Here is a 23577-nt window from a genome sequence, read left to right on the forward strand (position 1 = left end):
TCTTAAAAGTGTCGGGGTGTGCAATTCGACGGACCCAGGGACCGGGAGCGGCCGCACATGATCCACGCGGCGCCCGGCAAGGGATCAGGGTCCCGGCGGATGGACATTCCGCCGGGACCCGCCCCTTTTCCGCATTTGCGAGGTACTGTGAGAATTGCCAGTACCGTGCGATTCCTCGCGAAGGTAAGGGCGGAGAGGACGGGGCGGAAGCGGATGTTCGAGCGGTTCACCGACTTGGCGCGCCGGGTCGTCGTGCTGGCCCAGGAGGAAGCGCGGCTGCTGAATCACAACTACATCGGGACCGAGCACCTGCTGCTCGGCCTGCTGCACGAGGACCGGGGACTGGCGCGGCAGGCGCTGACGGAGCTCGACGTGTCGCTGGAAGCCGTGCGCGAGCAGATCATGATGATCATCGGCCCCGGCGAACGGGCGCCGTCCGGGCACATCCCGTTCACCCCGCGCGCCAAGAAGGTGCTCGAACTCGCGCTGCGCGAGGCGCTGCAACTCGGCACGGACTACATCGGCACGGAGCATCTGCTGCTCGGCCTGATCCGCGAGGGCCAGGGCGTCGCCGCTCAGGTGCTGGCGAAGCTCGGCAAGTCCCTCGACGAGGTGCGGCAGACCGTCATCACGCTGTACGAGCAGCAGCCGCCGGAAGAGCGCGAACCGCTGCAGGCTCAGGCTTCCGCCTCCGCCGAGCGGGCGCGCGAGCGCGAGGAGCCGACGGGATTCGAGCCCAGATTCCCGATGCCCGGATTCCTGCAGCGCCGCGGCTTCGCCAGGGGACCGGGCACCCGGCCGCGGGAGTTCGCCGAGTACTCGCCGATCGCGGCCCCGCGTCCGCCGGTGCGCTCGACGGATCCGGTGGCGGAGCGGGCCGCCGAGACGCGACAGCTGCTCGCGGTGCTGGCCCGGCGCGAGCGCAACAACGCGCTGCTCGTCGGCCCGAGCGGCTGCGGCAAATCAGCACTCGTACGCGGCCTGACGCAGACTCTCACGGCCAATCGCGGCCCGGCCTCGCTGGGCAGCGCGCAGGTCGTCGAGCTGGATCTCGCGGCCCTGCGCACCGGCGTCGACCGCATCGTGCGACGCGGCGCCTCGCCGGTCGTGCTCGTCGAGGACCTGGACATGCTGCTGCGCGCGGACGACCTGTCCGGCGGACGCATCGTCATGGCGCTCGCCAGCCTCGCCGAGTCGGAATCGCCGCTCGTCGTCACGGCCTCGGCCGAGGGCAGGGACCGGTTCGAGCAGGGCTTCCCGACGCTGGCCGGGCGCTTCGACGCCGTCGAAGTCGGCGAGGCGAGCGCCGCGCACACCCTCGACGTGCTCGAACTGCTGCGCCCGGGATTGCAGGAATTCCACGGGATCACGATCGACGACTCGGCGCTGGGCGCGGCGATCGAACTCGCGCCGCATGTGCTCGGCGGACGGGCGCTGCCCGGCGGCGCGGTGGATCTGATCGACACGGCCGCCGCACGACTCGTGGTGCGCGAGGAGCCGGGCGGCGACACCCCCGTGTTGGGCGAGGGACAACTGCGCGGCGCCGCCTGACGATTTCACGGAGTGGACACCCCGCCACGCTTGGACATACTGTGGCCGCCGCACCCCGCTCCGTCCCAAAGGAGGCACGGCACCTTGGCGGTCACCGACGAGGCCATCGAGAAGATCAAGGGCATGATCGTGTCCGGGGCTCTGCAGCCCGGCCAGCGCCTCCCCAAGGAAGCCGATCTCGCCACGGACCTCGGCCTGTCCCGCAACTCGCTGCGCGAGGCGGTCAAGGCGCTGTCGCTGATGAACATCCTGGACGTGCGGCAGGGCGACGGGACGTACGTGACCAGTCTCGAATCCCCGCTGCTGCTCGAGGCGCTGAGCTTCATCGTGGACTTCCACCGCGACGACCAGGTGCTGGAGTTCCTCGCCGTGCGCCGGATCCTGGAGCCCGCGGCCGCCGCGCTGGCCGCGCGCACCGCCACGCCCGAGCAGCTGGCCGAACTGCGCGTCGTGCTGGACTCGGCCAAGCCCGCGGACGGCATCGACAAGCTCATCGCGGCGGACGTGGAGTTCCACCGCCGAATCACCTTCGCCACCGGCAACCGGATCCTGTGCTCCCTGCTGGAGGGCCTGTCCACGCCGACGATGCGCGCCCGCGTGTGGCGCGGCCTGACCGAGCCCGCCGCGCTCGAGCGCACCCTCGCCGAGCACGCCGCGATCCTCGAGGCGCTCGAGGCCGGCGACGCCGAGGCGGCCCGCGCGTGGTCCACCGTGCACATCGCCAACGTGGAGCGCTGGCTGGCGTCCGTGCTCTGAAAACTGTCGGTTCCATCTCAGACTTCTGCAAGCCGTCTCCCGGTCTCCCGCCGTCCACCTCCGTGTTCCACCGAGGTAGTGCGCGAATGTAAGCATCGGTTGTTCGCCGGACCCGCCGACGGACAGTCGAAGGAGACGTACGAGTGGAAGCGATATCCCGTCGTTCGCTGCTGCGCGGGGCCACGGCCAGCGGACTCATCCTCGCAGCCGGACCGACCATCTGGCTGCAGCCGGCCGTCGCCGGCACCGTGAATCCGGAGCAGCTGCACCTCCAGTTCGGGCAGGACGCCGCCACCGAGATGACCGCCTCCTGGGCCACCGCGGGTTCGGTCAGCCGTCCGCGACTGCGCCTCGGCACCCCGTCCGGCGGCTTCGGGCGCACGATCGGGGCCGAGACCCGCACGTACACCGACGGCCTGAACCGCCGAGACGATCACGCACCACGCCCGGATCAGCGGCCTGCGTCCGGACACCCACTACGTCTACGAGGTCACACACGACGGCGCGACCCCGGTGCAGGGCACGTTCCGCACCGCGCCGGTCGGCCGACGGGCCTTCCGCTTCACCAGCTTCGGCGACCTCGGGTCCGGCAACCCGGTCTGGTCGAAGTCCTCAGTCAACGGCGTCACCGCCGTGCATCAGGTCGAGCAGTTCGAGCCCGTCGTGCACCTGATGAACGGCGACCTGTCGTACGCGAACGTCAACCAGGCGAACCAGCCCGGCTGCTGGGCCGACTTCATGAACAACACGCAGGTCTCCTCCGCGAGCCGGCCGTGGATGCCCGCGCTCGGCAACCACGAGATCGAGATCGGCAACGGCGACCTCGGCTACAGCTCCTACCTGACCCGGTACACGCTGCCGGACAATGAGACCAAGTACCCGAACAACTGGTACAAGTTCCAGGTCGGCTCAGTGCTGTTCGTCTCGCTGGACAACAACGAGGTCGTCTACCAGAACTCGGGCGCTTACGACGCCACGACCGGCCAGGTCATCTACAACCGCGGCTACAGCAACGGCGCGCAGACGGCGTGGCTGGAGCGCACCCTGGCCGGCGCGCGCTGCGACGACTCGGTCGACTGGATCATCGCGTACATGCACCAGCCGGCGATGTCCTCGTCCGCCGGCGGTTCCGGCGGGGACCTGGGCATTCGTCAGCAGTTCATGGACCTGTTCTACCAGTACGGCGTGGACCTGGTGCTGGCCGGACACGACCACGACTATGAGCGCACGTACGCCGTGCGCGGCACCGACTCGGGCACGTACCTGCGCCCGGCCGTCGTCTCGACCGACACGAACGTCGTGGACACCTCGAAGGGCCTCGTGCAACTCGTCCTCGGCGGTGGCGGCACCTCGTCGCACGACGACGTGTACGGCGCCCCGGACCCGAACGCGGGCGGCGTGCCGATCGCGCAGATCTACACCGAGTACGAGGCCTACAAGGTGGCCGCGAACGAGACCGAGGACGCCACTTGGTCCGCGGTCCGCGACCCGAACACCACGTTCCCGTGGGGCATCGCGGTATTCGACGTCGACCCCGGCGCGCACCCGGGGGATCAGACCTCGATCACCATGACCTATTACCACACCCCGGCGGCGACCTCGGCGAACCCGTACCCGGCGCCGATCGCCTACGACAGCTTCAAGGCCGTCCGCCCGCGCCGCGACGGCTGGCTGAGCGACGCGTCGAAGAAGGTGGCTGTCGCGCACTAGGCGGCGTCCGTGGGGAAGAATGCGCACATGGCGAACGAGGAGAGCAACGAAGCCCACGAGCCGGCCGTCGGCACCAGCGCTCTACTGCTTCAGCTGCCGGACGTGGCTCCGCACCTGAAGCCGTGGATCGACTGGTGGCCGCACGACGGGTTCACGACTCACGTCACCATCCTCGTGCCGTTCTTGCCGGACTCCGAGATCGACGAGGGCGTTCTCGGCGAACTGCGGACGCTGTTCGCCGGCTTCGCGGCCTTCGACGTCACCTTCGCGAAGGCCGCGCGCTTCCCCACGGTGCTCTACCTGGCGCCGGAGCCGGAGCAGCCGTTCCGGGACATGACCGCCGCGGTGTACGAGCGCTGGCCGCAGTGCCCGCCGTACGCGGGCAAGTATCCGGACGCGACGCCGCATGCGAGCGTCGTGTACGACCGGACCGAAGCCGAGTACGAGGACGTGGCGCGGGAACTCGGGACCCGGCTCCCGCTGCGTACGCGGGCGGCTGCCGTCGACCTGCTGATCTACGACGGCAGCCGCTGGAACGTGCGGGAGAGCTTCCCGCTCTCCGAACTCTGACTCGGAGGGTCTTGGACTCAGAGGGTCTTGAGGACTTCCTGCAGCGGGTCGAGCCCGAGCGAGCCGAGCGCGAGCGCCCGGCTGTGGAACTCCTTCAGGCTGAACGCGTCGCCCTTGCGCGCCTTGGCTTCGGCGCGGGCCTCCAGCCAGATCTTCTCGCCGAGCTTGTAGGACGGCGCCTGGCCGGGCCAGCCGAGGTAGCGGTTGAGCTCGAAGCGCAGGTTCGCGTCCTCCATGCGGGAGTGCGCGCGCAGGAACTCCCAGGCCAGCTCGGAGTTCCACGTCTCGCCTTCGCGCCAGCCCGCGCCGCGCGGCACCTCCAGTCGCAGGTGCACGCCGAGGTCGACGACCACGCGGGCCGCGCGCAGCATCTGCCCGTCCAGCATGCCCATGTGTGCGCCCGGGTCCTCGAGGTATCCGAGTTCTTCCATCAGCCGCTCGGAGTAGAGCGCCCAGCCCTCGCCGTGGCCGGAGACCCAGCACAGCAGGCGCTGCCAGCGGTTGAGCGAGTCCTGATTCGCGACGGCCGCGGAGATCTGCAGGTGGTGGCCGGGGACGCCCTCGTGGTAGACGGTGGTGACCTCCTGCCAGGTGGAGAACTCGTCGATGCCCTCCGGAACCGACCACCACATCCGGCCGGGGCGCGACCAGTCCTCGCTCGGGCCGGAGTAGTACACGCCGCCGTCGCCGGTCGGGGCGAGGCGGGCCTCGATGCGCCGGGCGGGCTCGGGGATGTCGAAGTGCACGCCGTGCATCTCCGCGATGGTCCGGTCCGCGAGATCCTGCATCCACTCCCGGAAGTTCTCCCGGCCGGCGATGCGCCGCTTCGGGTCGTTGTCGAGCAGCTCCATCGCCTCGTCGGCGGACGCGCCCGGCTTGATGAGCCCGGCCACGCGCCTCTGCTCGGCGGCGAGCCGGTGCACTTCGGACCATCCGTAGGCGTACGCCTCGTCCAGGTCCAGCGCGGCGCCCAGGAAATCCCGGGAGGCCCGCGCGTAGCGCTCACGGCCCACCGCGTCCTCGGCCACGGCCAGCGGGAGCAGTTCGCGGGTGAGGAACCCGGCAGCCTCGGCGGTGGCCTGCTCGGCGGCCCGCGCGGCCCCGTCGAGCTCGTCCTTGAGCGCACCCGAGGCGTCGAGGGTGCTCACGAGGCCCGCGTAGACGCCCGCGCCGGGCTTCGTCCAGCTCGCGAACTGCTTGGCCACTTCGACGACCTGCCGTCGCGCCGGGCGCCGACCGGCCCGCGCCGAGTCCAGCAGCGTCTGCCCGAGCTCCCGGTACGCGCGCGGCACCGCGGCCATCCGGCGGGCGATGTTGCGCTGCGCCTCCTCGCCCTCGGTGGCCATCAGGTCGAAGGACCCGCGCACTTCGTGGAATCCGCTGGCGATCACGTTGAGCGCGGACGTGTCGTCCCCCGCTTCGTGCGTCTCCACGGCCAGGCCGAGGCGCTCGACCATGGCCAGCCGGGCGACGCGCTCGGCGTCGGTCTGCGGGGTCAGGGCGTCGACGGCGGCGAGGGTCGCGCGGTCGAGTTCGGAGCGCTGGTCGAAGCCGTCCGTGGTCAGGTCGGGCAGTTCGTCGTCATGCCCGGCGATTCCCGCGTAGGTGGCGAGGATCGAGTTGAGGGCCGCCGCCCGCTCGACGTAGTCCTCGGCGATCTGGTTGAGGGTGCTCATGGTGTGAGACCCTAACCCGTCGTCCGGCCCCGCGGCGCGCCGTTTTCACTTAGTTTTCGGGCTCGTCGCACTCTTCGTCGGTGCGGGCGTCGATCCCCTCCGGCAGGTCGATGACCGGCACCGGCTCGAGGCCCAGCTTCTGCGCCATCATCGTCAGCAGCCGGTCCTGGGCGATGAGGTGCGCCTGCAGTTGGGCGTTCTCGTGCAGCAGCACGCTGACGTCGTGGTAGGTGGCCTCGGCGCGCTTGTCCGCCGCGCCCGCCTGCACGTTCTGGCCGACCATGATGATCGACAGCAGGACCAGTTGCAGGAAGGTCTGCGCGATCCAGGCGATCAGTGTGCCCGTGCCGCCGCGGATGGCGGCCGGCAGGCTGAACAGGTCCATGATGCCGAAGGCGTAGGCGCACCACATCGAGCCGACGATCTTGGTGATCCAGATGGCCAGCCAGGTGTTGACGCGGGCCGCCGCGGTCCCGGTGTCGTGCTGGTCGGCCACCTTGACCGGGCCGGCCGCCGTGCGTGCGTGCACGTGTGGGTGTGGAATGTGCTCGTAGAGGCTGGTCATGGGTTTATCGGGTCCCTCCGCTCGGGGCCGCCGTACGCCGGCGGCCGTCGTTGGCGCGCGAGTCTATCCCCGAGCGCACGGTGGCCGACTCCGCTGTGCGGCAAGATGGATGATTGTGACCGCATCGAAGCTTCCGCTGCTCATCCTCAACGGCCCCAACCTCAACCTGCTCGGCACCCGCGAGCCGGAGATCTACGGCCGTGACACGCTCGCCGACGTCGAGGCCCTGTGCGTGAAGACCGCCGCCGAGTACGGCCGCACCGCGGTCTTCCGGCAGAGCAACCACGAGGGCGTGCTCATCGACTGGATCCAGGAGGCGCGCACCAAGCACGATGGTGTGATCATCAATCCGGCCGGCTACTCGCACACCTCGGTCGCCCTGCACGATGCGCTGGCCGCCCTCGACGGCAAGCCGATCGTCGAGGTGCACATCTCCAACATCCACAAGCGCGAGCCGTTCCGCCACCACTCATACGTCTCGTCCGTGGCCGACGGCGTGATCGCCGGGTGCGGCGTGCAGGGGTACGCGTTGGCCATCGCGCGGGTGTGCCACCTGCTCGGGTCACCCGGCTGAGCGACACGGATTTGACGGACCCTCAGGTTGGTCTGGCACACTGTCTCCCATCTTATTGAAAACGACTTTCAAAGTCTGGGAGCTGAGGGCGGCATCGTGCGCATCGCGTTCGTGGGCAAGGGCGGCAGCGGCAAGACGACTCTGTCCGCGCTGCTGATTCGGGAGCTGGCCCGCCTGGGACGACCGGTCGTGGCCATCGACGCGGACATCAACCAGCACCTCGGGGCGGCGTTGGGCCTGGACCCGGAGCAGGTCGACGCGCTGACGCCGATGAGTGCGGTGCTGCCGGAGATCAAGGAGTTCCTGCGCGGCTCGAACCCGCGGATCGCCTCCGCGGACGAGATGGTGAAGACGACGCCGCCCGGATCCGGCTCGCGACTGGTCCGCTTCGCCGAGGACTCTCCGCTGGACGAGTGGTGCACGCTGCGGCTGGCGGGAGAGCTGGCGGGCGCGCGGCTCATGGTGACCGGGGCGTTCGCGGAGCAGGACCTCGGCGTGGCCTGCTACCACTCGAAGGTCGGCGCCGCGGAGCTCTATCTCAACCACCTCGTCGACGGACCAGGCCAGTACTGCGTGCTCGACATGACGGCGGGCGCGGACGCGTTCGCTTCGGGGCTGTTCACCCGGTTCGACGTCACGTTCCTGGTGGTCGAGCCGACGCGCAAGAGCGTGTCGGTCTACCGGCAGTACACGGATTACGCGGCGGAGTACGGGATCTCGGTGCGCGTCGTCGGGAACAAGGTCGTGGACGACGAGGACGTGGCCTTCCTGCGCGCGGAGATCGGCGACGCGCTGGTCGGCTGGATGGGCGACTCGCGGTACATCAGGGCCCTGGATCGCGGGCAGCGGCCGGAGTTCTCGACCTTCGAGCCGGGCGGATTCGAGCTGCTCACCCGGATGCTGGCCGAGGTGGACGGGGCCGTGCGCGACAACGACCGGATGACCTCGCTCGCCCACCTGTTCCACACCAAGAACGCGCTGGCCTGGGCGAACCGTGCCGCGGGGACGGACGTGGCGCTGCAGATCGACCCGGAGTACGTCAGCCCGCTGGTCTAGTCACTCGACGCCGCGGATCCGCGTGACGAAGACGGACCCCAGGATCGTGACCACCGCGACCGACACGTAAAGGCTCGGATATCCTCCGAGATAGGTGACGATCGGCGCGGCGAGCGCGGGACCGAGCACTTGCGGCGCGGAGCTGGCGATGTTGATGATGCCGAGGTCCCTCGCCCGGTCCTCGGCCCTCGGCAGCACCTGGGTGATCAGCGCCTGGTCCACGGCGAGGTACACGCCGTAGCCGAGGCCGAGCAGCGCCGCGCACACGATCGCGCCGGTCCACGTCTCCCATACCGCCAGCAGCAAGGCCGAGGCGGCCATCGCGTAGCCCGAGAAGATGACCGCGGGCTTGCGTCGGCCGGAGCGGTCCGAGAGCACGCCGCCGACGACGACCGTGAGCAGCGTCGTGGCGGTGTAGGCGAGAACCAGTATCAGTAGTCCGTTATTAGGATCCGAATACTTGATCTTGTCGCGCAGGAAGTAGAGCAGGTAGAGCGTGCCGAGCGCGTTGCCGAGCTGTACCAGGAAGCGCGTGCCCCACGCCCAGGCGAAATCGGGGTACTGCCGGAACGGGAAGCGGAAGACGGCGAAGGCCGAGCTTGCGTCGAACCTGGGCAGCCGGTCCTTGGGGATGCGCGGATCCGAGTGCCGCAGCGTCATCGGAATCGCGGTGAGGAGCACGAGGACGCCGACCGCCAGGTAGCCGGAGACCTGGCCGGTGATGATCTCCGCGACCAGCGCGACGCCGACGACGACGCCGAGGGACTGGGTGAGTCCGACCCAGCCGGAGACCAGCCCGCGCTGGCCCACCGGCACCTGGTCGGGGACGGCGGCGCTCAGCCCGGCCTGCATCGCGTTGAGCCCGGCCTGCGCGACGCACCAGCCGAGGGTGACGCCGACGAGCCCGTGCTGTCCGCTGAGCAGCGCCAGGCCCGCGCAGCCGAGCAGCGCGCCGCCGGCGATCCACGGCCTGCGTCGGCCGAAGCGGGAGGACGTGGCGTCGGACGCGGCCCCGGCCAACGGCCCGACCAGCACGGCGACGAGCGCGCCGACCGCCGTGACGATGCCGAGCGCGGTCGTCTTGTGCGCGGGGTCGATGTCCTGGACCTGGTTCGGCAGGAGTTCCTGCAGCGGTCCGAAATAGCCGATGTAGAGGCCTAGGTTCGCGATCGACAGGAGGCTGATCCAGCCCCGCCGCACGCGGACGCCCGGTGCGCCGAGCGCGGGCTCGACGATGGTCAACGGCTCAGTCCTTGTTCTGCGCGATGAGGGCCGACTGGAACCAGTGATAAGAGTCCTTGGGTGTCCGCTTGAGGGTTTCGAAGTCGGTGCGTACCAGGCCGAAGCGCTGGTCGTAGCCCTCGGCCCACTCGAAGTTGTCCAGCAGCGACCAGGTCAGGTAGCCGCGCACGTCCACACCGGCGGCCATCGCTTCGTGCAGGGCACTGATGTGCGCATAGAGATAGTCGATGCGGGCCACGTCGTGGATCGCGCCGTCCACGCCGGGCTCGTCCGCCGTCGAGCAGCCGTTCTCGGTGATCGTGATCGGCGGCAACGCGTCGCCGTATCGCGCCTTGAGGCCGACGAGCAGCTCGGTCAGGCCCTCGGGAACCACCGGCCAGCCGAACGCGGTCGTCACCACGCCCTCGATCTCGCGGAAGTCGAAGGGAAGGCCGGTCGCGGCGGCATCCGCGGCCGCGATCAGCGTCGGGTTGTAGTAGTTGACGCCGAGGCCGTCGATTCGAGTGCTGATGATGTCGAGATCGCCGGGCTTGACGTGGACGGGGTTGTTCGGCAGGCCGACCGCGCTCAGATCAGGGTACGTACCCAGCAGGATCGGGTCGTTGAACAGGCGGTTGTGGAAGGCGTCGTAGATCTCGGCCGCGGCAACGTCTTCCGCGCTTTCCGAAGCGGCCCGCACCGGCGTGCAGTTGTTGGAGATCAGGATCTCCTCGGCGCCGTACGCGCGCAGAACCGGCACGGTCAGACCGTGCGCCAGCAGCTGATGGTGCGCGGCGGGCAGCGCGTCGAACATCAGCGCCTCGCCCGGCGCGTGCATCCCGAACGCGTAGCCGTAGCTCAGGTGCACGATCGGTTCGTTGAGCGTTATCCAGCTCTTGACGCGGTCGCCGAGCCGGGCCGCGGTGACGGCCGCGTAGTCGGCGAAGCGGAACGCGGTCTCCCGGTTCATCCAGCCGCCGAGGTCCTGCAGGGCCTGCGGCAGATCCCAGTGGAAGAGGGTCGGCAGAGGCCTGATGCCGCGTTCCAGGAGCCCGTCGACGAGGCGGTCGTAGAAGTCGAGCCCAGCGACGTTCGCCGGACCCGAACCGGTCGGCCGGATGCGCGGCCAGGCGATCGAGAAGCGGTACGTGTCGATGCCGAGCTCCGCCATGAGCGCGACGTCCTCGGGCCAGCGATGGTAGTGGTCGCAGGCCACGTCGCCGGTGTCGCCGTTCTTGACGCGGCCCTCGGTGTGCGCGAAGGTGTCCCAGATCGACGGCCCCCGCCCGTCCTCGTGCACCGCGCCCTCGATCTGGTACGCGGCGGTGGAAACGCCCCAGCGGAAGCCGGCGGGGAACTGGGGAAGCACCATGGGTTGTGCTCTCCTCGGCGAAGACGAATATGAACTCGCGTTCAGAAGAGTGTCGGGCACCGCCTGCCCTCGCGCAAGACTCGGGCGATGAAAGGATGGTGGCCATGGAACTGAGAATCTTCACCGAACCCCAGCAGGGCGCGAGCTACGAAACGCAGCTGACGGTGGCGAAGGCCGCGGAGCGACTCGGCTTCGACGGCTTCTTCCGCTCGGACCACTATCTGAAGATGGGCTCGGTCGACGGTATGCCCGGGCCGACCGACGCGTGGATCACCCTGGCCGGCCTCGCCAGGGAGACCACGAGGCTCCGGCTCGGCACGCTCGTGTCCCCGGTGACCTTCCGGCTGCCCGGGCCGCTCGCGATCTCCGTCGCGCAGGTCGACGCCATGTCCGGCGGCCGCGTGGAGCTGGGCCTCGGCGCCGGCTGGTTCGACGAGGAGCACACCGCGTACGGCATCCCGTTCCCGGAGAACAAGCACGCGCTGCTCGAGGAGCAGCTGGCGATCGTCACCGGCCTGTGGGGCACGCCGGTGGGCGAGACGTTCAGCTTCACCGGCGAGCAGTACCGGCTTGCCGACAGCCCCGCGCTGCCGAAGCCCGCTCAGCCGCAGATCCCGGTGATCATCGGCGGCGGCGGCCTCAAGCGCACCCCGCGGCTGGCCGCGCGCTACGCGTCGGACTTCAACGCCGGGTTCATCAACGTGGACGAGACCCGCGCGCGCTTCGACGGCGTCGACGAGGCCTGCCGGAAGATCGACCGCGACCCGAAGACGCTGACCCACTCGATCGCGCAGGTGCTCTGCGTCGGCCGGGACGAGGCGGAGCTCGCCAAGCGCGCCGCCGCGATCGGCCGCGAGGTCGACGAGCTGCGCGCCAACGGCCTCGCGGGCACCCCGGCCGAGGTCGTGGCGAAGCTCGAGCGCTTCGCCGCGATCGGCACCGAGCGCGCCTACCTCCAGGTGCTCGACCTGTCAGACCTCGAACACCTCGAGCTGACCGCGGCCGAGATCCTGTCCCGGGTCTGACCGGATCCGACGGCGTCCGGCCGCGCGCCGCACGCTCCGACCCGGGGTGCTGCCGGGTCGGAGCGCCGTTCACAGCCGCGCTGAACCGCATTCTCTGCATTTCTTTAGGCGACTTTTGGACGATTGTCATACCGGCGCGGGGTGAATCTTGCTATAACGGACGCCATGGATCAGTCGGCCCCGGAGGCCACGACGCCGCAGCACTGCCCGAGTTGCGCGTGCGCGAACGGGGTCGTAAGCGTAGTGTCACTGGCCGGTGACACTGCGCTGTCGATCGGGGCCCGACGGCTCGACATCCGGCTGCCCGGCCGCGCCGCCTGGTCCGGGCTCTGGCTGTGCGCCGCCGGCTGCGCCGCCCTCGGTGTCGTCGCCTGGCTGCTCGCCCCCTCGACCGGCTGGTACCAGGCCGCCGCGCTCTTCGTCGTCTTCGCGGTCACCTTCGCGATACTGGGTGTCTGGCAGACGCGGCTCAACCGCAACCGGATGCGCGGCGCCGAGCCCCTCGTGCACAAGACGCACGCCCGCGCGCTCTACTGCCGCATCTGCGACTGCGTGTACTTCAACAGCCGCAAGCTCCCGGCCGGGATACCCGTCGGCAAGGCGATGACCGCCGCCGAGTATCGCAGGAGGCTGTGGTACGCCTGCGGCTTCACGAAGCCGATCTAGGCCCCGCCCGCAACGTCTGCCAGAGCCAGAGCAGGACGGTGCACGCGCCTAACGCGGCTCCCAGCACGCACACGCCGGTCCAGCCGTCCGCCGCGTAGAGCACGCTGGCGAGTGCCGAGCCGATCACGCCGCCGGTGAAGTAGCAGGTCATGTAGGCGGATGTCAGCCTACTGCGAGCGTCCGGGCGTAGCCGGTAGATCTCGGACTGGTTGGTGATGTGCATCGACTGGCAGGCGAGGTCGAACACGACGATACCCGGCACCAGCAGCGGAATCGACGTGTGGCCGAAGGCCGTCGGCAGCCAGGACAGCGTGAGCAGCACCGCGGCGAGGATCGTCGTGCGACCGGAGCCGCCACGGTCGGCGCTGCGTCCGGCGATCGGTGCGGCGAGCGCGCCGGCCATGCCCACGAGGCCGAACAGGCCGATCAGGCCGGTGGACAGGTGGTGCGGCGGCCCGGCGAGCATCAGCCCGAGCGGCGCCCACAGCGCGCTGAACCCGGCGAACGCGAGCGCGCCGTAGAGCGAGCGGATCCGCAGCATCGGCTCCTCGCGCATCAGCGAGAACACCGAGCGAAGCAGGGCACTGTAACGAAGGTCCGTGACCGGCGGTCCCTGCGGCAGCCGGAACCGCAGCGTGAGCGCGAGCAGCAGCATCAGCCCCGCCGCGAACCAGTAGACCGAGCGCCAGCCGCCGAGCTGCGCCAGGTATCCGGCGACGGTCCGGGCGGCGAGGATGCCGAGCAGCAGCCCGCTCATCACCGTGCCGACGACCCGGCCGCGCTGCTCGGGCGCCGCGAGGTGGGCCGAGAACGCGACCAGGATCTGCGCCGTGGCCGCGAACACGCCCATCAGCGCGCTCGCGACGTAGAACTCCGTGCCGGCCGTGGACGTGGCGCAGAACGCGAGCGTGGCCGCCTCCAGGCAGCACATGATCGTCACCAGGCGGCGGCGTTCGAACAAGTCGCCGAGCGGCACGGCGAGGATGAGGCCGAGGGCGTACCCGAACTGCGTGACGGTCACGGTCAGGCCCGCGCCGGCCGAGCTCAGGCGCAGGTCGTCTCGGATGTACGCGAGCAGCGGCTGCGCGTAGTAGAGGTTCGCGGCGGTGGACCCGATGGCGATCGCGAGCAGCCACACGGTCGCGTTGGAGAGCGTGCCGCGCGCGGGTTCCGGAGAGTCGGTCAGCCGACCACTCGCTCGTATCGGTGAGATTCGGCTGTCCTGCGAATCAGTTGGCCCGAAACGGCGCATCACTGTCTCCGAGAGCTTCTTGAGGACCGGGGCGGCGGAAGGAGGAACGGGCTGGATACGGTTCGTGCGAGCGCGTGAGTCGCCACGCGGCGGCCGTCGGACGATGACCCCGACGGCCGCCGCGTGGTCCTTCGGTCATCCCTCCGAGCGGGCCCGCTTTCGAACCCGCAGCATGCGCCACATCCGCAGCAGTTCCGGATCCTCCGGCATCGCCTCGTCCGGGCAGACCGCGCGGTGGTGGATCCGGCTCCAGCCGCCCGAGTCCCGGCCGGCCCAGAGCTGCCCGCGCACGAGGTGCCTGGCCGCGTCCTCCGGAACCCGCGCGCTCGGATACTCGCCCGGCACCACCGCGTCGTACCCCTCGGCCAGGGCGATCGGGAAGACCTCGACCGGCTGATCGCACTTCGGGCAACGGTCCAGGCCGCGGCGCCGGTAACGGTGCGGCTCGCGGGCCGGCGGGCGCTGCGGCGCGGTCGGGCCGCCGCCCTCCGGCTCGGAGTCCCACAGCGCATCCTGCACGCTCCCACCCTAGTCTGAGCTCCATGGACCATGCGCTTACCGAGGACGAGTGCCGGGCCGCGTTCGGGGGCGCGCGGGTCGCGCGGCTGGCCACGGCCGGCGCCGACCGCGCGCCGCATCTGGTGCCCGTCACGTTCGCCGTCGCGGACGATCGCGTCTACTTCGCCGTAGATGCCAAGCCGAAGACCTCCGCGCGTCTCAGGAGACTGCGCAATATCGAGGAGAACCCGCAGGTCAGCCTGCTGGTCGACGAGTACGACGAGGACTGGGAGCGGCTGTGGTGGGTGCGCGCCGACGGTCGCGCGCGGGTCCTCGCGGGCGACGTCGCGGCGCCGCGTGACCTGCTCCGAGCCCGCTACCCGCAATATGCGGACGTCGCCATGGACGGTCCGGTCGTGGAGATCGCGGTCGGCCGGTGGAGCGGCTGGCGTTACGCAGGGTCCTGACGGTACCGGCGCACGAAGGCTTCGACGATGCCGTCCACGAACGCATTGTTCACCGAGTCGCCGGTGACCAGAACGCGGTGGTAGATCGGCCCGACGAGCTGGTCCACGGCGGCGGCCGTGTCGAATCCCGCGGGTAGTTCGCCGCGCTCGACGGCCCGTTCGAGGGGAAGCCGGTCGCGGCGGCGCTGCTCGTCGAGGTAATGCGCGCGCAGGGTGGCGGCGAACGTCGGGTCGTGCTGCGCATGGCCGATCAAGGCCTTGAAGACCGCACCCGCGTCGGCCTTGGTGAGGAAGCGCGCCAGGTGACGCAGGTGGGCGCGCAGATCGCGTTCCAGGTCGCCGGTGTCGACAGGCGTCAGTTCCTCGGCGGCGTCCTCGAGGAAGGCGTCGAGCAGCACGTCCGTCTTCGAGCTCCACCAGCGGTAGACGGTCTGCTTGGCCACGCCGGCCGCCGCCGCGATGCCCTCGATCGTGACGCCCGCGAATCCCTTCGCGACGAGCAGGTCGTCGGCCGCCTGCAGCACCGCCTGCCGCGCGTCTTCGCTGCGTCCGTGCCGGTTGCCGTGGTGCTGGCGGCCGCGCGGCGTCTCCTGTGACTGCTCCACGCGGCGTACTCTACTTTCATTTCCCTAGACAAGACGAGACGGTGCGTCTAATCTAGCGCCATGGCGTCAATTCAAACCAGTACTCTGCATGATCCGCGGGTCTCCGCGGCCCTCGAGCGCATGTTCGCCGAGGCCGCTCAGGACGACGAGACCTGGCGTCGAGCCTTCGCCGGTCGGCCGGCGGTGGACTTCGCGTCGGGGACCGCGCAGCAGCGCGCCGACGCCGCCGCGGAGATCTACATGCCGGTCTCGGTCGACGGCGGCAGGCTGCTCTATTCGCTGATCCGGGCCGTGCGGCCCAAGACAGTGGTCGAATTCGGCATGTCCTTCGGCATCTCCACACTGCATCTGGCCGCGGCCGTGCGCGACAACGGCGTCGGCCGCGTCGTGACCACGGAGCTGTCCGCGAGCAAGGCCGCCGCGGCGCGCCGGACGTTCGTCGAGACAGGCCTCGACGACGTCGTCACAGTGCTCGAAGGCGACGCGCTGGAAACGCTGCCCGCGCACGTGGCAGGCGGCGTGGAATTCGTACTCCTCGACGGCTGGAAAGACCTGTATCTGCCGGTTCTCCGGCTGCTCGAACCGCACCTCGCGCCAGGCTCGCTCGTCATGGCCGACGACGCCGGGTTCGAGAGCGTGCGGCCGTATCTGGAGTACGTGCGCGAACCGGCGAACGGGTATCAGAGCGTCCTGTTTCCGGTAGAGGACGGCATGGAAATCAGTTGCCGCGTCTAGGTTCCGCCCGGGTTCAACCACCCCGAGTTCAATCACATAGTCATATGTCTCTCTGCTCTCGGCGAATACCGGTGGATGCGCTTGCCCGGTAGAAGGCGTCGGCGCAGGATCGGCATATGCGAATTCTCATCATCGGCGGCGGCAGGTTCCTCGGGCGGGCGTTCGCCGCCGAGGCCCTGGCCGCGGGCCATCAGGTGACCGTGTTCAACCGCGGCAGGCAGAGCGTCGACCTGAATGGCGTCCAGGTCGTGCGCGGTGATCGCGAGAAGCCCGAGGATATCGAGCGGCTCATCGCGAGCGCGCCCGCGCCGGCGGACGGCGGCCCGGTGTGGGACGCGGTCGTGGATACCTGCGGCTTCAAACCGAAGGTGGTCGGCGCGTCCGCGCGGGCGCTTCGGGACAGGGCGCGGGCCTACCTGTTCATCTCGAGCCTCAACGCGTACGCCGACTGGGGCGAGCGGCCGGTGCGCGACGGGTCGCCGAAGCAGGAGTGCGGGCCGGAGGAGACAGAGGGCGAATACGGTCCGCTCAAGGCGGGCTGCGAGCGCGCGGTCCTCGAGTACTTCCCCGACCGCACGATCTGCATCGACGCGGGCCTCATCCTCGGCCCGCACGAGACCTCGGGCCGGCTGACCTGGTGGCTCAAGCGGATCGCCCGCGGCGGCGAGGTGCTCGCCCCCGGCGACCCGAACCGCCGCATCGGCCCGATCGACGCGCGCGACATCGCGCTGTTCGGCCTGCACTGCATCGAGTACGGCCACTACGGCGCGTTCCCGACGGTCGGTCCGGGCACGGAGACCATGTCCGACATGCTCGAGGCCTGCGTCCGCGAGACGGGCTCCGGCGCCCGCCTGGTCTGGGCCGAGGACGAGATCCTGCAGACCCACAAGATCCCCGAGTGGAGCGGCCTTCCCGCCTGGGCTGCCGTGAACCGCGAGGCCGCGGCCGTCTGGGATGTGCACTCGGAGCGGGCCGCGGAGGCGGGCCAGAGTTGCCGCCCGATCGCCGAGACCGTGCGCGACACGTGGGCCTGGCTGCGCGATGTCGACGGTTTGGAGGACGAGCAGGGCCGGATCGACGGGCACGGCATCGCCGCGGAAGTCGAGGCGGCGGTGCTCAAGGAGCTGATCGGAGGAGGTGACGCCGTGCGCTGAAGTCCATCAGGCCGGTCGCGAGGAGGTACTGGCCGAGGAGGTAGGTCGCCATGATGGCGAATCCCGTGCCGCGCGGCATATGCCAGTGCGCGAGGCCGCCCGCGATCATCGTGTCGGAGAGCAGGAACAGCGCACCGCCTTGGCCGGTGCGTCGCCCGGCCGCGAAGGCGTGTATCGCCATGAACACCAGGAGGAGGCTGTAGCCGGCGACCGGTATGCGCATGTTGGAGGCGAGGCCGGACCAGAGGTTGTTGATCAGGACTGTCCAGAGCGTTCCGTAGAACAGGGCGGCCAGCATGAACCGCCGGTGGTTGCGTTGCGCTCCGCCGCGTCGGAAGAGGGTGATGTAGCAGACGTGCGTCGCGGCGAAGCCCGCCATGCCGACGAGGAACCATGTGCCGTTGAAGAGCAGCATCGTGTCGCCGAGCGTCGAACCGAGCAGCGCCACCAGCAGCAGGGGCGGCACGGCGCGAGCCTTCGCTAGGAGCGCCATCGCGAGCAGCGGCATCAGCAGCGGCTTCGTCAGGTCGAAGCAGAGCCGCGGTCCGGCCGCCTCGAACACGAGGTTCAGCGCGGCGACCCCCGCGAACGTCGGTAGCGCGTAGCGCGGCCAGACGGGTATCGGAGCCGGGGGTATAGGCGGCTGCGGCCGCTGGGCCGCGGCGTCGGGACTCATGAACGCTGAAGGTACCGTATGCCCATGCCACTTGAACTGGACGACGCTGAGTGGGAGGGCGTCGTCGGCACGCTGCGGGCGGCCGGATGTGTGTTCGCGGAGGACGAGGCCAAGCTGCTGTGCGAGGCGGCGGGGGAGCGTGCCGCGCTCGACTCGATGGTTGCCAGTCGGGTCGCGGGCGAGCCGCTGGAGCTTGTCGTCGGCTGGGCGGAATTCAGCCGGTTGCGCCTGGTCGTCGAGCCGGGGGTCTTCGTGCCCAGGTGGCGGACGGGATTTCTGGCGCACCTCGCGTCGGGATTCCTCGCGGCGGGCGAGGTCGTCGTGGACCTGTGCTGTGGCGCGGGACCGATCGGCGCCGCGCTGCTCGACGAGATGCGTCGACGTGGAGACGGCGATATCGAACTTCATGCCGTGGACGTGGACGAGGTGGCCGTCCGGTGTGCGCGGAAGAACCTTGCGACGGCCATCGAGGCGGGCAACGCGTTCGTCTACCGGGGCGATCTCGACGCGCCGCTGCCGTCGAAGCTGGCCGGGCAGGTCAGCATTCTGACGGCGAACGTCCCGTACGTGCCGAGCTCGGAGATTCCGCTGCTACCGTCCGAAGCCCGCGAGTACGAGCCCTTGGCCGCGCTGGACGGCGGCCCGGACGGCCTCGACTTGCTCCGCCGCGTCGCGCACGCCGCGCCACACTGGCTCCGCCCCGACGGCCGACTGCTGATCGAGATCAGCGACCGCCAGAAGGATGCCGCCGTCGCCGCGTTCCAGGCCGTGGGCCTGGAACCGGACGTGCGTGAATCAGACGACTTCGAGACGACCGTCCTGATCGGACGCCAGCCCAGGTCCTGCGGCTAGATCCGGCCGTTGGTTCCAGCCTTTAGATCCACCCGTCCAGGGCTGCCATGAAGCCCTCGAAGTCGTCGCGGTGCACGCTGTGCCCGGCGCCCGGCACGGTACGCAGTTCGAAACCGCGTCCGCGCAGCGTCTCAGCATCCTGCGCGCTTAGCATCTGACTGTTGTCGGCGAGCATGATGAGGGACGGCACCTTCGCGTCCACCGGCAGTCCCGTCCCGTCTCCGGCCCGGCCTGACTCGAGCGCCGCCGCATTGTGCTTCGGCAGTTGCAGGGCGGTTTGCCTGTCCCAGAGAGCGAGGGTCGCGAGTTCGATCTCGACGTCCTCCGGCTCCCAGCGCGGACACAGCTCGGCGATCTGCTCCCGCGTCGCGTGATCGGCGAACTCGACGAACGGGTCTTTCGGGCTGGAGCCCGCCCCGGGGCGTGCGATCCGCCAGGCCGGGTCCACGTACACGGCCTTGGACGGCCGCCAACCGGCCTCGACCGCGAACAGCACGGCGCGAGCGCCGAGCGAGTGGCCGATCGCGACATCGACGCCGCCGAGGCCTTCGAGCGTCTCCACGATGTCCGCCCCGTACGCCTCGTTCGAGTACTCGTCCCCCCGACCCGATGCACCGTGTCCGCGCAGGTCCACGCCCACCACGCGACAGCCGCGCTCGGCCAGTGCCGGTCCGACGCGGCGCCACGTGCGCGAGTCGGACATGATGCCGTGCGCGAGCAGCGCGATCCGTCCGCCCGAGCCCCACTCCCGAGTGTTCAGCTTCATCGTGAGTCCCCCTTCCCTCGATCATCGACAAGCCGAAGCTACACGTCCCGATCGCCGGAGGCCGAACGAGTGAGTCGCGGCCCGTCAAGCGCGGCGGATCAGCCCAATGGCGGAATGATCGGGCCATGTTGCCTTCACGCATCCGGTCCTTGGCCGTCGCAGTGCTCAGACTCGGCTTCGCCGCGCTCGCCGGGTACACGCTCGGCTTCGCCTGCAACCGGGCCTCGACCCCACCGGACGGCGTCGGCACGATCAACTTCTTCAGCTACTTCACGATCCTGAGCAACATCTCGGCGACGGTGACGTTCGCCGTCGGCGGGATCGCGCTGCTGCTCGGCCGGCGCGGCATGCCGGACGGCGTGCGCGGCGCGGTGACCTGCTACATGACCGTCACCGGCATCATCTACGCGGTCGTGCTGCGGCCGGACCAGGAGGCGGCCGGACAACTCGCGCAGTGGATCGACGACGTCGTGCACCTGGTCATGCCGATCGCCGTGTTCGTCGACTGGCTCGCCGTGCCGCCGCGCGAGCGACAGCGTTATTCGATCTTGCGGTACTGGCTGCTGTTCCCTGTCGCGTACGTCACGTATTCGCTGGTCCGCGGGCACTTCGTGAACTGGTACCCGTATCCGTTCCTCGATCCGCGCGGCCGCGGCTACGCGCACGTGGCCGTCGAGTGTTGCTTCATCGCGCTCGCGATCGTCGCGGTCTGCCTGCTCGTGGTCTGGCTCGGACGGCTATTACGACGTAAGATGAGTAGCGATGTAATCATGTAATCGAGTGGGGAGCGGGAAGATGATCAAGGGAATGGGCGGTCGCGGGCGCTGGGGTACGGCGCAGCAGAATCCCGAGCCGTTGTCCGCCGAGGAGGCCAAGGCCTGGTTCGCCGGGCGGCTGCCCGACGACTGGTTCACCGCGGCACCCGCGGTGACCGTGGACCGCGAGGAGATCCTCGTGCTCGGCACCCTGCCGGGCCTGGAGGAGGAATTCGCCGACGCCGCCGCGCTGGCCGCCGCGCACGCGGGCCGGATCAGCCGCTTCCGCGAGCAGACGCGGGAGGAGCGGATCGAGATCGCCCGGCAGGCCGAGCACCGCTTCGAGCGGAAGGTCGCCTGGGGCGCACGGCTCGGTGAGACGACCGAATTGTTCACCGTCCTCTCGGTGCCGGTGATGACCCGGCTGCGGCAGCCCGAGCGGATCGTGCTGGACACGCTCGTCGCCGCGGGCGTCGCGCGGTCCCGCTCGGAGGCGCTGGCCTGGGCGGTGCGACTGGTCGGCGAGCACGCCGACGGCTGGCTCGGCGAACTGCGCGAGGCGATGACGCGCGTCGAGGACCTCAGGAGCCAGGGACCGGACCTGGACTGACGAACCGAGGGCTGACGCACCGAGGGCTGAGGTCTCGCGGGCTGACGGGCTGTGCGCTGAGGACTGGCGGGCTGACCGATCGAGGATTGGCGAGTAGCGGACTCACGAATCGCGGGCTGTCGCACTGAGGGCTGAATGCGAGCGGGCTGACTGGTCGGGGAGTCACGGATCGTGGGCTGACGGGCCGTAGGCTGAGGACTGGCGGGCTGACTGGTCGGGGATTGGCGAGTCGCGGATGTACGGATCGTCGGCTGACGGACCGTGGCTGAGGACTCGCGGGCTGACCGATCGAGGATTGGCGACTCGGGGACTGACCGATCGTGGGCTGACGGACCGGGAGTTCACGGACCGTCCGCTGACAGGCCGTGAACTGACGGATCGCGGATGGGTCAGGCCGGGTGGGTCAGGTCTGCGGCTGCGCGGGCTGGCCCGCCGGCAGCACGATGAGCGAGGAGGTCGCGGTCGCGATCAGCCGGCCCGCCCCGTCGGTCAGCGTCGCCTCAGCGGTGCGGACCTTCCGGCCGCGGTGCACGACGCGGCCCTCGGCGCGCAGCTCGCCGCCGTCGATCGAACCCGGCCTGATGTAGCGCACTGAGATGTCCAGCGAGGTGTAGATCTGGCTGGCGGGCAGCGTCGTGTGCACGGCGCAGGCCATGGCCGAGTCGAGCAGCGTGGCCGCGATCCCGCCGTGCAGCAGGCCGAGCGGGTTGGCGAAGTCGGGCCGGGTCTCGCAGGTGAACACGATCCGGCCGTCCTCGACCTCGGGGCAGCGGATGTCCAGCAGCCCCGCGATGCCCGTCGGCTCGAGCTTGCCGTCGCGGTAGAGCTCGAACAGACGCAGGCCGTCGAGCGTCGCCGACTGCGCGGATTCGGGCTGGGTGGTCACGGCGGTCCTCCGAATGCGGCCGAGCGAGGTTGACGACGTTAAGTTGACAACGTCAATCTCACGCGTGTCAACATTGCGCCATGAGCGCTGAGCAGATTGTGCGGGCGCGGCCCCGCGCGCGGCCGGGCGAGGGTCCGTTGCTGCACGCTGAGATCCTGCGCGCCGCCGAGGAGCTGCTCGCCGAGGCGGGCGACGAGTCGGCGCTGACGCTGCGGGCCGTGGCCGCGCGCACCGGCGTCAGCACCCCGGCCGTCTACCGGCACTTCGCCGACAAGAGCGCGCTGATCGCAGCCGTCTGCATGCGGGTGTGGGAGTCGCTCGGAACCGTCGTGCGCGACGCGATCGAGGCCGCGGACGATCCCCTGCAGGGGCTGCGGCACGGCGCCGTCGCGTTCATGCGGTTCGGCATCGACCATCCGGTGCATTACCGGCTGCTGATGATGGGCCCGCCGCGGCAGGGCGAGCGGCGGCCGGAGCAGCGGGCCGCGACGGCGTGCCTGGACTACATGGCCGAGGCGGTCCGACCATGCGTGGAGGCGGGCGTGCTGCGCGGCGACCCGCAGCACATCGCACTGCGCGCGATCACCGCGGCGCACGGCTGCATCTCGCTGGTGATCGCGCACCCTTATTTCCCGTGGCCGGAGGATCTCGACGAGTTCCTGGACGAGGTCTCCCGGATGTCGGGCCTCGGCTCCGCCGCGCTCGGCTGGCTGATGAGCGAGCCGCGCCGGAGCGTGCCGAGCGCCGAGGACTACGCCGCGTCCTTCCGCGACTGGGCCGCTCAGTTCCAGGGGTCGTAGACGATGCCCTCCATCGCCGCGCGGGTGCTCGGGCCGAGGTGCACGACGTACCACTCGCCGCGCCAGGAGATCAGCGAGAAGACGCCGATCGACGCGGTGTGCCCGTTGACCTCGTAGTTCAGCCGCGTCCCGTACACGCGGTAGTACGAATCCTTGTTGTACTCGACGCCCGGCTCGATCCACTCGGCGTTCGACTCGGGCACGTCCATGCCGACTAAGCGGGCGTCGGACGTGCCGCCGAGGTGATCGTGCGCGGCACGGATGTCGAGGTCGTACCAGGCGATCAACCGGCTCTGATAGTCCGCGTCCGGGTCCCAGATCGCCTTGACCTGCCGGTAGGCGGAGAGCGGGAAGAAGAACGACTGCGCGAGCTCGGGTTTGTCCTGCACGATCGCCTGCCAGAGCGCCTGGGCGCCGGCCTGGAACCGCGCGTCCTGGCCGGTGGGCAGGTCGTGCGTCTGCGGGAGCGTGCCCGGGTCGATCGTGGCGCCGGCACCGGGGCTGGCGGTGGGGGAGGGCTTCGGGCTCCGCGGCACGGTCGGGTCAGCCTGCTCCGGCGCGACCTTGACCTGCGCATTGCCGGCCGGCGCGTTCCCCGCGGCGCCGCTCGGCGCCCCGCCGCCGCAGCCGGCTGCCAGCAGCGCGGCCGCCGTGACCGCCGCGGCGAGGTACACGTGGGTCTTCCGGGGCATTCGCATCATCCTCCGTACGTCCGCGGCGGGGCTCTTCAGCACTCTGCGCGTACGTCCGCTCGGAGGACGTCTGACGCTCCGTCAGCC

26 protein-coding genes and 1 pseudogene are annotated in these 23577 nt (G+C 70.1%); 16 read left to right on the forward strand and 11 right to left on the reverse strand.

The features are described from left to right. The first annotated feature begins 213 nt into the window (after window positions 1–213). From VG296_RS14695 to VG296_RS14710, 5 genes and pseudogenes are all read left to right on the forward strand, one after another. On the forward strand, window positions 214–1551 hold the full coding sequence (locus VG296_RS14695) for a Clp protease N-terminal domain-containing protein (protein ID WP_325566263.1): 1338 nt from the start codon (window positions 214–216) through the stop codon (window positions 1549–1551). Between the two features lie 84 nt (window positions 1552–1635). After that, window positions 1636–2307 carry a FadR/GntR family transcriptional regulator gene (locus tag VG296_RS14700; protein WP_325566264.1) on the forward strand — a complete coding sequence of 224 codons (672 nt, stop codon included), beginning with the start codon at window positions 1636–1638 and terminating at the stop codon, window positions 2305–2307. A 299-nt stretch (window positions 2308–2606) separates the two neighbouring features. Then, a pseudogene (locus VG296_RS32850) lies at window positions 2607–2669 on the forward strand (hypothetical protein); the annotation flags it as partial. A gap of 151 nt (window positions 2670–2820) precedes the next feature. Further along, complete coding sequence (locus tag VG296_RS14705) at window positions 2821–4017, forward strand: metallophosphoesterase (RefSeq protein ID WP_325566265.1); 1197 nt, start codon at window positions 2821–2823, stop codon at window positions 4015–4017. A 27-nt stretch (window positions 4018–4044) separates the two neighbouring features. Continuing rightward, complete coding sequence (locus VG296_RS14710; RefSeq protein ID WP_325566266.1) at window positions 4045–4587, forward strand: 2'-5' RNA ligase family protein; 543 nt, start codon at window positions 4045–4047, stop codon at window positions 4585–4587. A gap of 17 nt (window positions 4588–4604) precedes the next feature. Here VG296_RS14710 and VG296_RS14715 read toward each other — a convergent pair whose 3' ends face one another. Both VG296_RS14715 and VG296_RS14720 read right to left on the reverse strand, forming a co-directional pair. Beyond that, window positions 4605–6263 (reverse strand): DUF885 domain-containing protein, encoded by a 1659-nt coding sequence (locus tag VG296_RS14715; protein WP_325566267.1) that lies wholly within the window; start codon window positions 6261–6263, stop codon window positions 4605–4607. 49 nt (window positions 6264–6312) lie between these two features. After that, window positions 6313–6828, reverse strand: a complete 516-nt coding sequence (locus VG296_RS14720; protein ID WP_325566268.1) for a hypothetical protein — start codon at window positions 6826–6828, stop codon at window positions 6313–6315. Window positions 6829–6943: 115 nt separating this feature from the next. Here VG296_RS14720 and aroQ point away from each other — a divergent pair, with 115 nt between their 5' ends. Continuing rightward, complete coding sequence (gene aroQ, locus VG296_RS14725) at window positions 6944–7402, forward strand: type II 3-dehydroquinate dehydratase (protein ID WP_325566269.1); 459 nt, start codon at window positions 6944–6946, stop codon at window positions 7400–7402. A 96-nt stretch (window positions 7403–7498) separates the two neighbouring features. Next, window positions 7499–8458, forward strand: a complete 960-nt coding sequence (locus VG296_RS14730; RefSeq protein WP_325566270.1) for an ATP-binding protein — start codon at window positions 7499–7501, stop codon at window positions 8456–8458. On the opposite strand, the gene VG296_RS14735 is transcribed toward VG296_RS14730, so the two are convergent. Beyond that, on the reverse strand, window positions 8459–9700 hold the full coding sequence (locus VG296_RS14735; protein WP_325566271.1) for an MFS transporter: 1242 nt from the start codon (window positions 9698–9700) through the stop codon (window positions 8459–8461). Between the two features lie 4 nt (window positions 9701–9704). Then, window positions 9705–11051: a GH1 family beta-glucosidase gene (locus VG296_RS14740; protein WP_325566272.1), complete on the reverse strand. Its 1347-nt coding sequence runs from the start codon at window positions 11049–11051 to the stop codon at window positions 9705–9707. A gap of 104 nt (window positions 11052–11155) precedes the next feature. Between VG296_RS14740 and VG296_RS14745 the strand changes: the two genes are divergently transcribed. Together VG296_RS14745 and VG296_RS14750 are read left to right on the forward strand one after the other, a co-directional pair. After that, the gene (locus VG296_RS14745) at window positions 11156–12076 is read left to right on the forward strand and encodes an LLM class F420-dependent oxidoreductase (protein ID WP_325566273.1); all 921 of its coding nucleotides are present in this window, start codon (window positions 11156–11158) and stop codon (window positions 12074–12076) included. Window positions 12077–12241: 165 nt separating this feature from the next. Further along, window positions 12242–12742 (forward strand): hypothetical protein, encoded by a 501-nt coding sequence (locus tag VG296_RS14750; protein WP_325566274.1) that lies wholly within the window; start codon window positions 12242–12244, stop codon window positions 12740–12742. Here the strand turns inward: VG296_RS14750 and VG296_RS14755 are convergent. Continuing rightward, window positions 12726–13994: an MFS transporter gene (locus VG296_RS14755; protein ID WP_325566275.1), complete on the reverse strand. Its 1269-nt coding sequence runs from the start codon at window positions 13992–13994 to the stop codon at window positions 12726–12728. The genes VG296_RS14750 and VG296_RS14755 overlap by 17 nt on opposite strands. A gap of 135 nt (window positions 13995–14129) precedes the next feature. Beyond that, window positions 14130–14513 carry a DUF6083 domain-containing protein gene (locus tag VG296_RS14760; protein ID WP_325566276.1) on the reverse strand — a complete coding sequence of 128 codons (384 nt, stop codon included), beginning with the start codon at window positions 14511–14513 and terminating at the stop codon, window positions 14130–14132. Window positions 14514–14536: 23 nt separating this feature from the next. On the opposite strand from VG296_RS14760, the gene VG296_RS14765 reads away from it, so the two are divergent. Then, window positions 14537–14959 (forward strand): TIGR03668 family PPOX class F420-dependent oxidoreductase, encoded by a 423-nt coding sequence (locus tag VG296_RS14765; RefSeq protein WP_325566277.1) that lies wholly within the window; start codon window positions 14537–14539, stop codon window positions 14957–14959. On the opposite strand, the gene VG296_RS14770 is transcribed toward VG296_RS14765, so the two are convergent. Continuing rightward, window positions 14944–15564 (reverse strand): TetR/AcrR family transcriptional regulator, encoded by a 621-nt coding sequence (locus VG296_RS14770; RefSeq protein WP_325566278.1) that lies wholly within the window; start codon window positions 15562–15564, stop codon window positions 14944–14946. The two genes, VG296_RS14765 and VG296_RS14770, sit on opposite strands and share 16 nt — an antisense overlap. A gap of 60 nt (window positions 15565–15624) precedes the next feature. Here VG296_RS14770 and VG296_RS14775 point away from each other — a divergent pair, with 60 nt between their 5' ends. Beyond that, window positions 15625–16299 carry an O-methyltransferase gene (locus tag VG296_RS14775; protein WP_325566279.1) on the forward strand — a complete coding sequence of 225 codons (675 nt, stop codon included), beginning with the start codon at window positions 15625–15627 and terminating at the stop codon, window positions 16297–16299. A 116-nt stretch (window positions 16300–16415) separates the two neighbouring features. Then, a complete protein-coding gene (locus VG296_RS14780) occupies window positions 16416–17453 on the forward strand; it encodes an NAD-dependent epimerase/dehydratase family protein (protein ID WP_325566280.1) in 1038 nt (345 codons plus the stop codon). Here VG296_RS14780 and VG296_RS14785 read toward each other — a convergent pair. Then, window positions 17416–18129, reverse strand: a complete 714-nt coding sequence (locus VG296_RS14785; protein WP_325566281.1) for a lysoplasmalogenase — start codon at window positions 18127–18129, stop codon at window positions 17416–17418. The two genes, VG296_RS14780 and VG296_RS14785, sit on opposite strands and share 38 nt — an antisense overlap. Window positions 18130–18153: 24 nt before the next feature. Here VG296_RS14785 and VG296_RS14790 point away from each other — a divergent pair, with 24 nt between their 5' ends. Continuing rightward, a complete protein-coding gene (locus VG296_RS14790) occupies window positions 18154–18981 on the forward strand; it encodes a putative protein N(5)-glutamine methyltransferase (RefSeq protein WP_325566282.1) in 828 nt (275 codons plus the stop codon). A gap of 22 nt (window positions 18982–19003) precedes the next feature. Here VG296_RS14790 and VG296_RS14795 read toward each other — a convergent pair whose 3' ends face one another. Continuing rightward, window positions 19004–19747 carry an alpha/beta hydrolase gene (locus VG296_RS14795; protein WP_325566283.1) on the reverse strand — a complete coding sequence of 248 codons (744 nt, stop codon included), beginning with the start codon at window positions 19745–19747 and terminating at the stop codon, window positions 19004–19006. A 125-nt stretch (window positions 19748–19872) separates the two neighbouring features. Between VG296_RS14795 and VG296_RS14800 the strand changes: the two genes are divergently transcribed. Next, window positions 19873–20523 (forward strand): Pr6Pr family membrane protein, encoded by a 651-nt coding sequence (locus VG296_RS14800; RefSeq protein ID WP_325566284.1) that lies wholly within the window; start codon window positions 19873–19875, stop codon window positions 20521–20523. A 19-nt stretch (window positions 20524–20542) separates the two neighbouring features. Beyond that, a complete protein-coding gene (locus VG296_RS14805) occupies window positions 20543–21112 on the forward strand; it encodes a hypothetical protein (protein ID WP_325566285.1) in 570 nt (189 codons plus the stop codon). A gap of 403 nt (window positions 21113–21515) precedes the next feature. On the opposite strand, the gene VG296_RS14810 is transcribed toward VG296_RS14805, so the two are convergent. Continuing rightward, window positions 21516–21998, reverse strand: coding sequence for a PaaI family thioesterase (locus tag VG296_RS14810; RefSeq protein WP_325566286.1), 483 nt, complete (start codon window positions 21996–21998; stop codon window positions 21516–21518). A gap of 80 nt (window positions 21999–22078) precedes the next feature. Between VG296_RS14810 and VG296_RS14815 the strand changes: the two genes are divergently transcribed. Further along, a complete protein-coding gene (locus VG296_RS14815; RefSeq protein ID WP_325566287.1) occupies window positions 22079–22798 on the forward strand; it encodes a TetR/AcrR family transcriptional regulator in 720 nt (239 codons plus the stop codon). Here VG296_RS14815 and VG296_RS14820 read toward each other — a convergent pair. Continuing rightward, entirely contained in the window at window positions 22780–23490 is a 711-nt protein-coding gene (locus VG296_RS14820; RefSeq protein WP_325566288.1) for a hypothetical protein, read from the reverse strand. The two genes, VG296_RS14815 and VG296_RS14820, sit on opposite strands and share 19 nt — an antisense overlap. Between the last annotated feature and the right edge of the window lie 87 nt (window positions 23491–23577).

The organism is Actinospica sp. (assembly GCF_035552695.1).
Taxonomy (GTDB): Bacteria; Actinomycetota; Actinomycetes; order Streptomycetales; family Catenulisporaceae; genus Actinospica.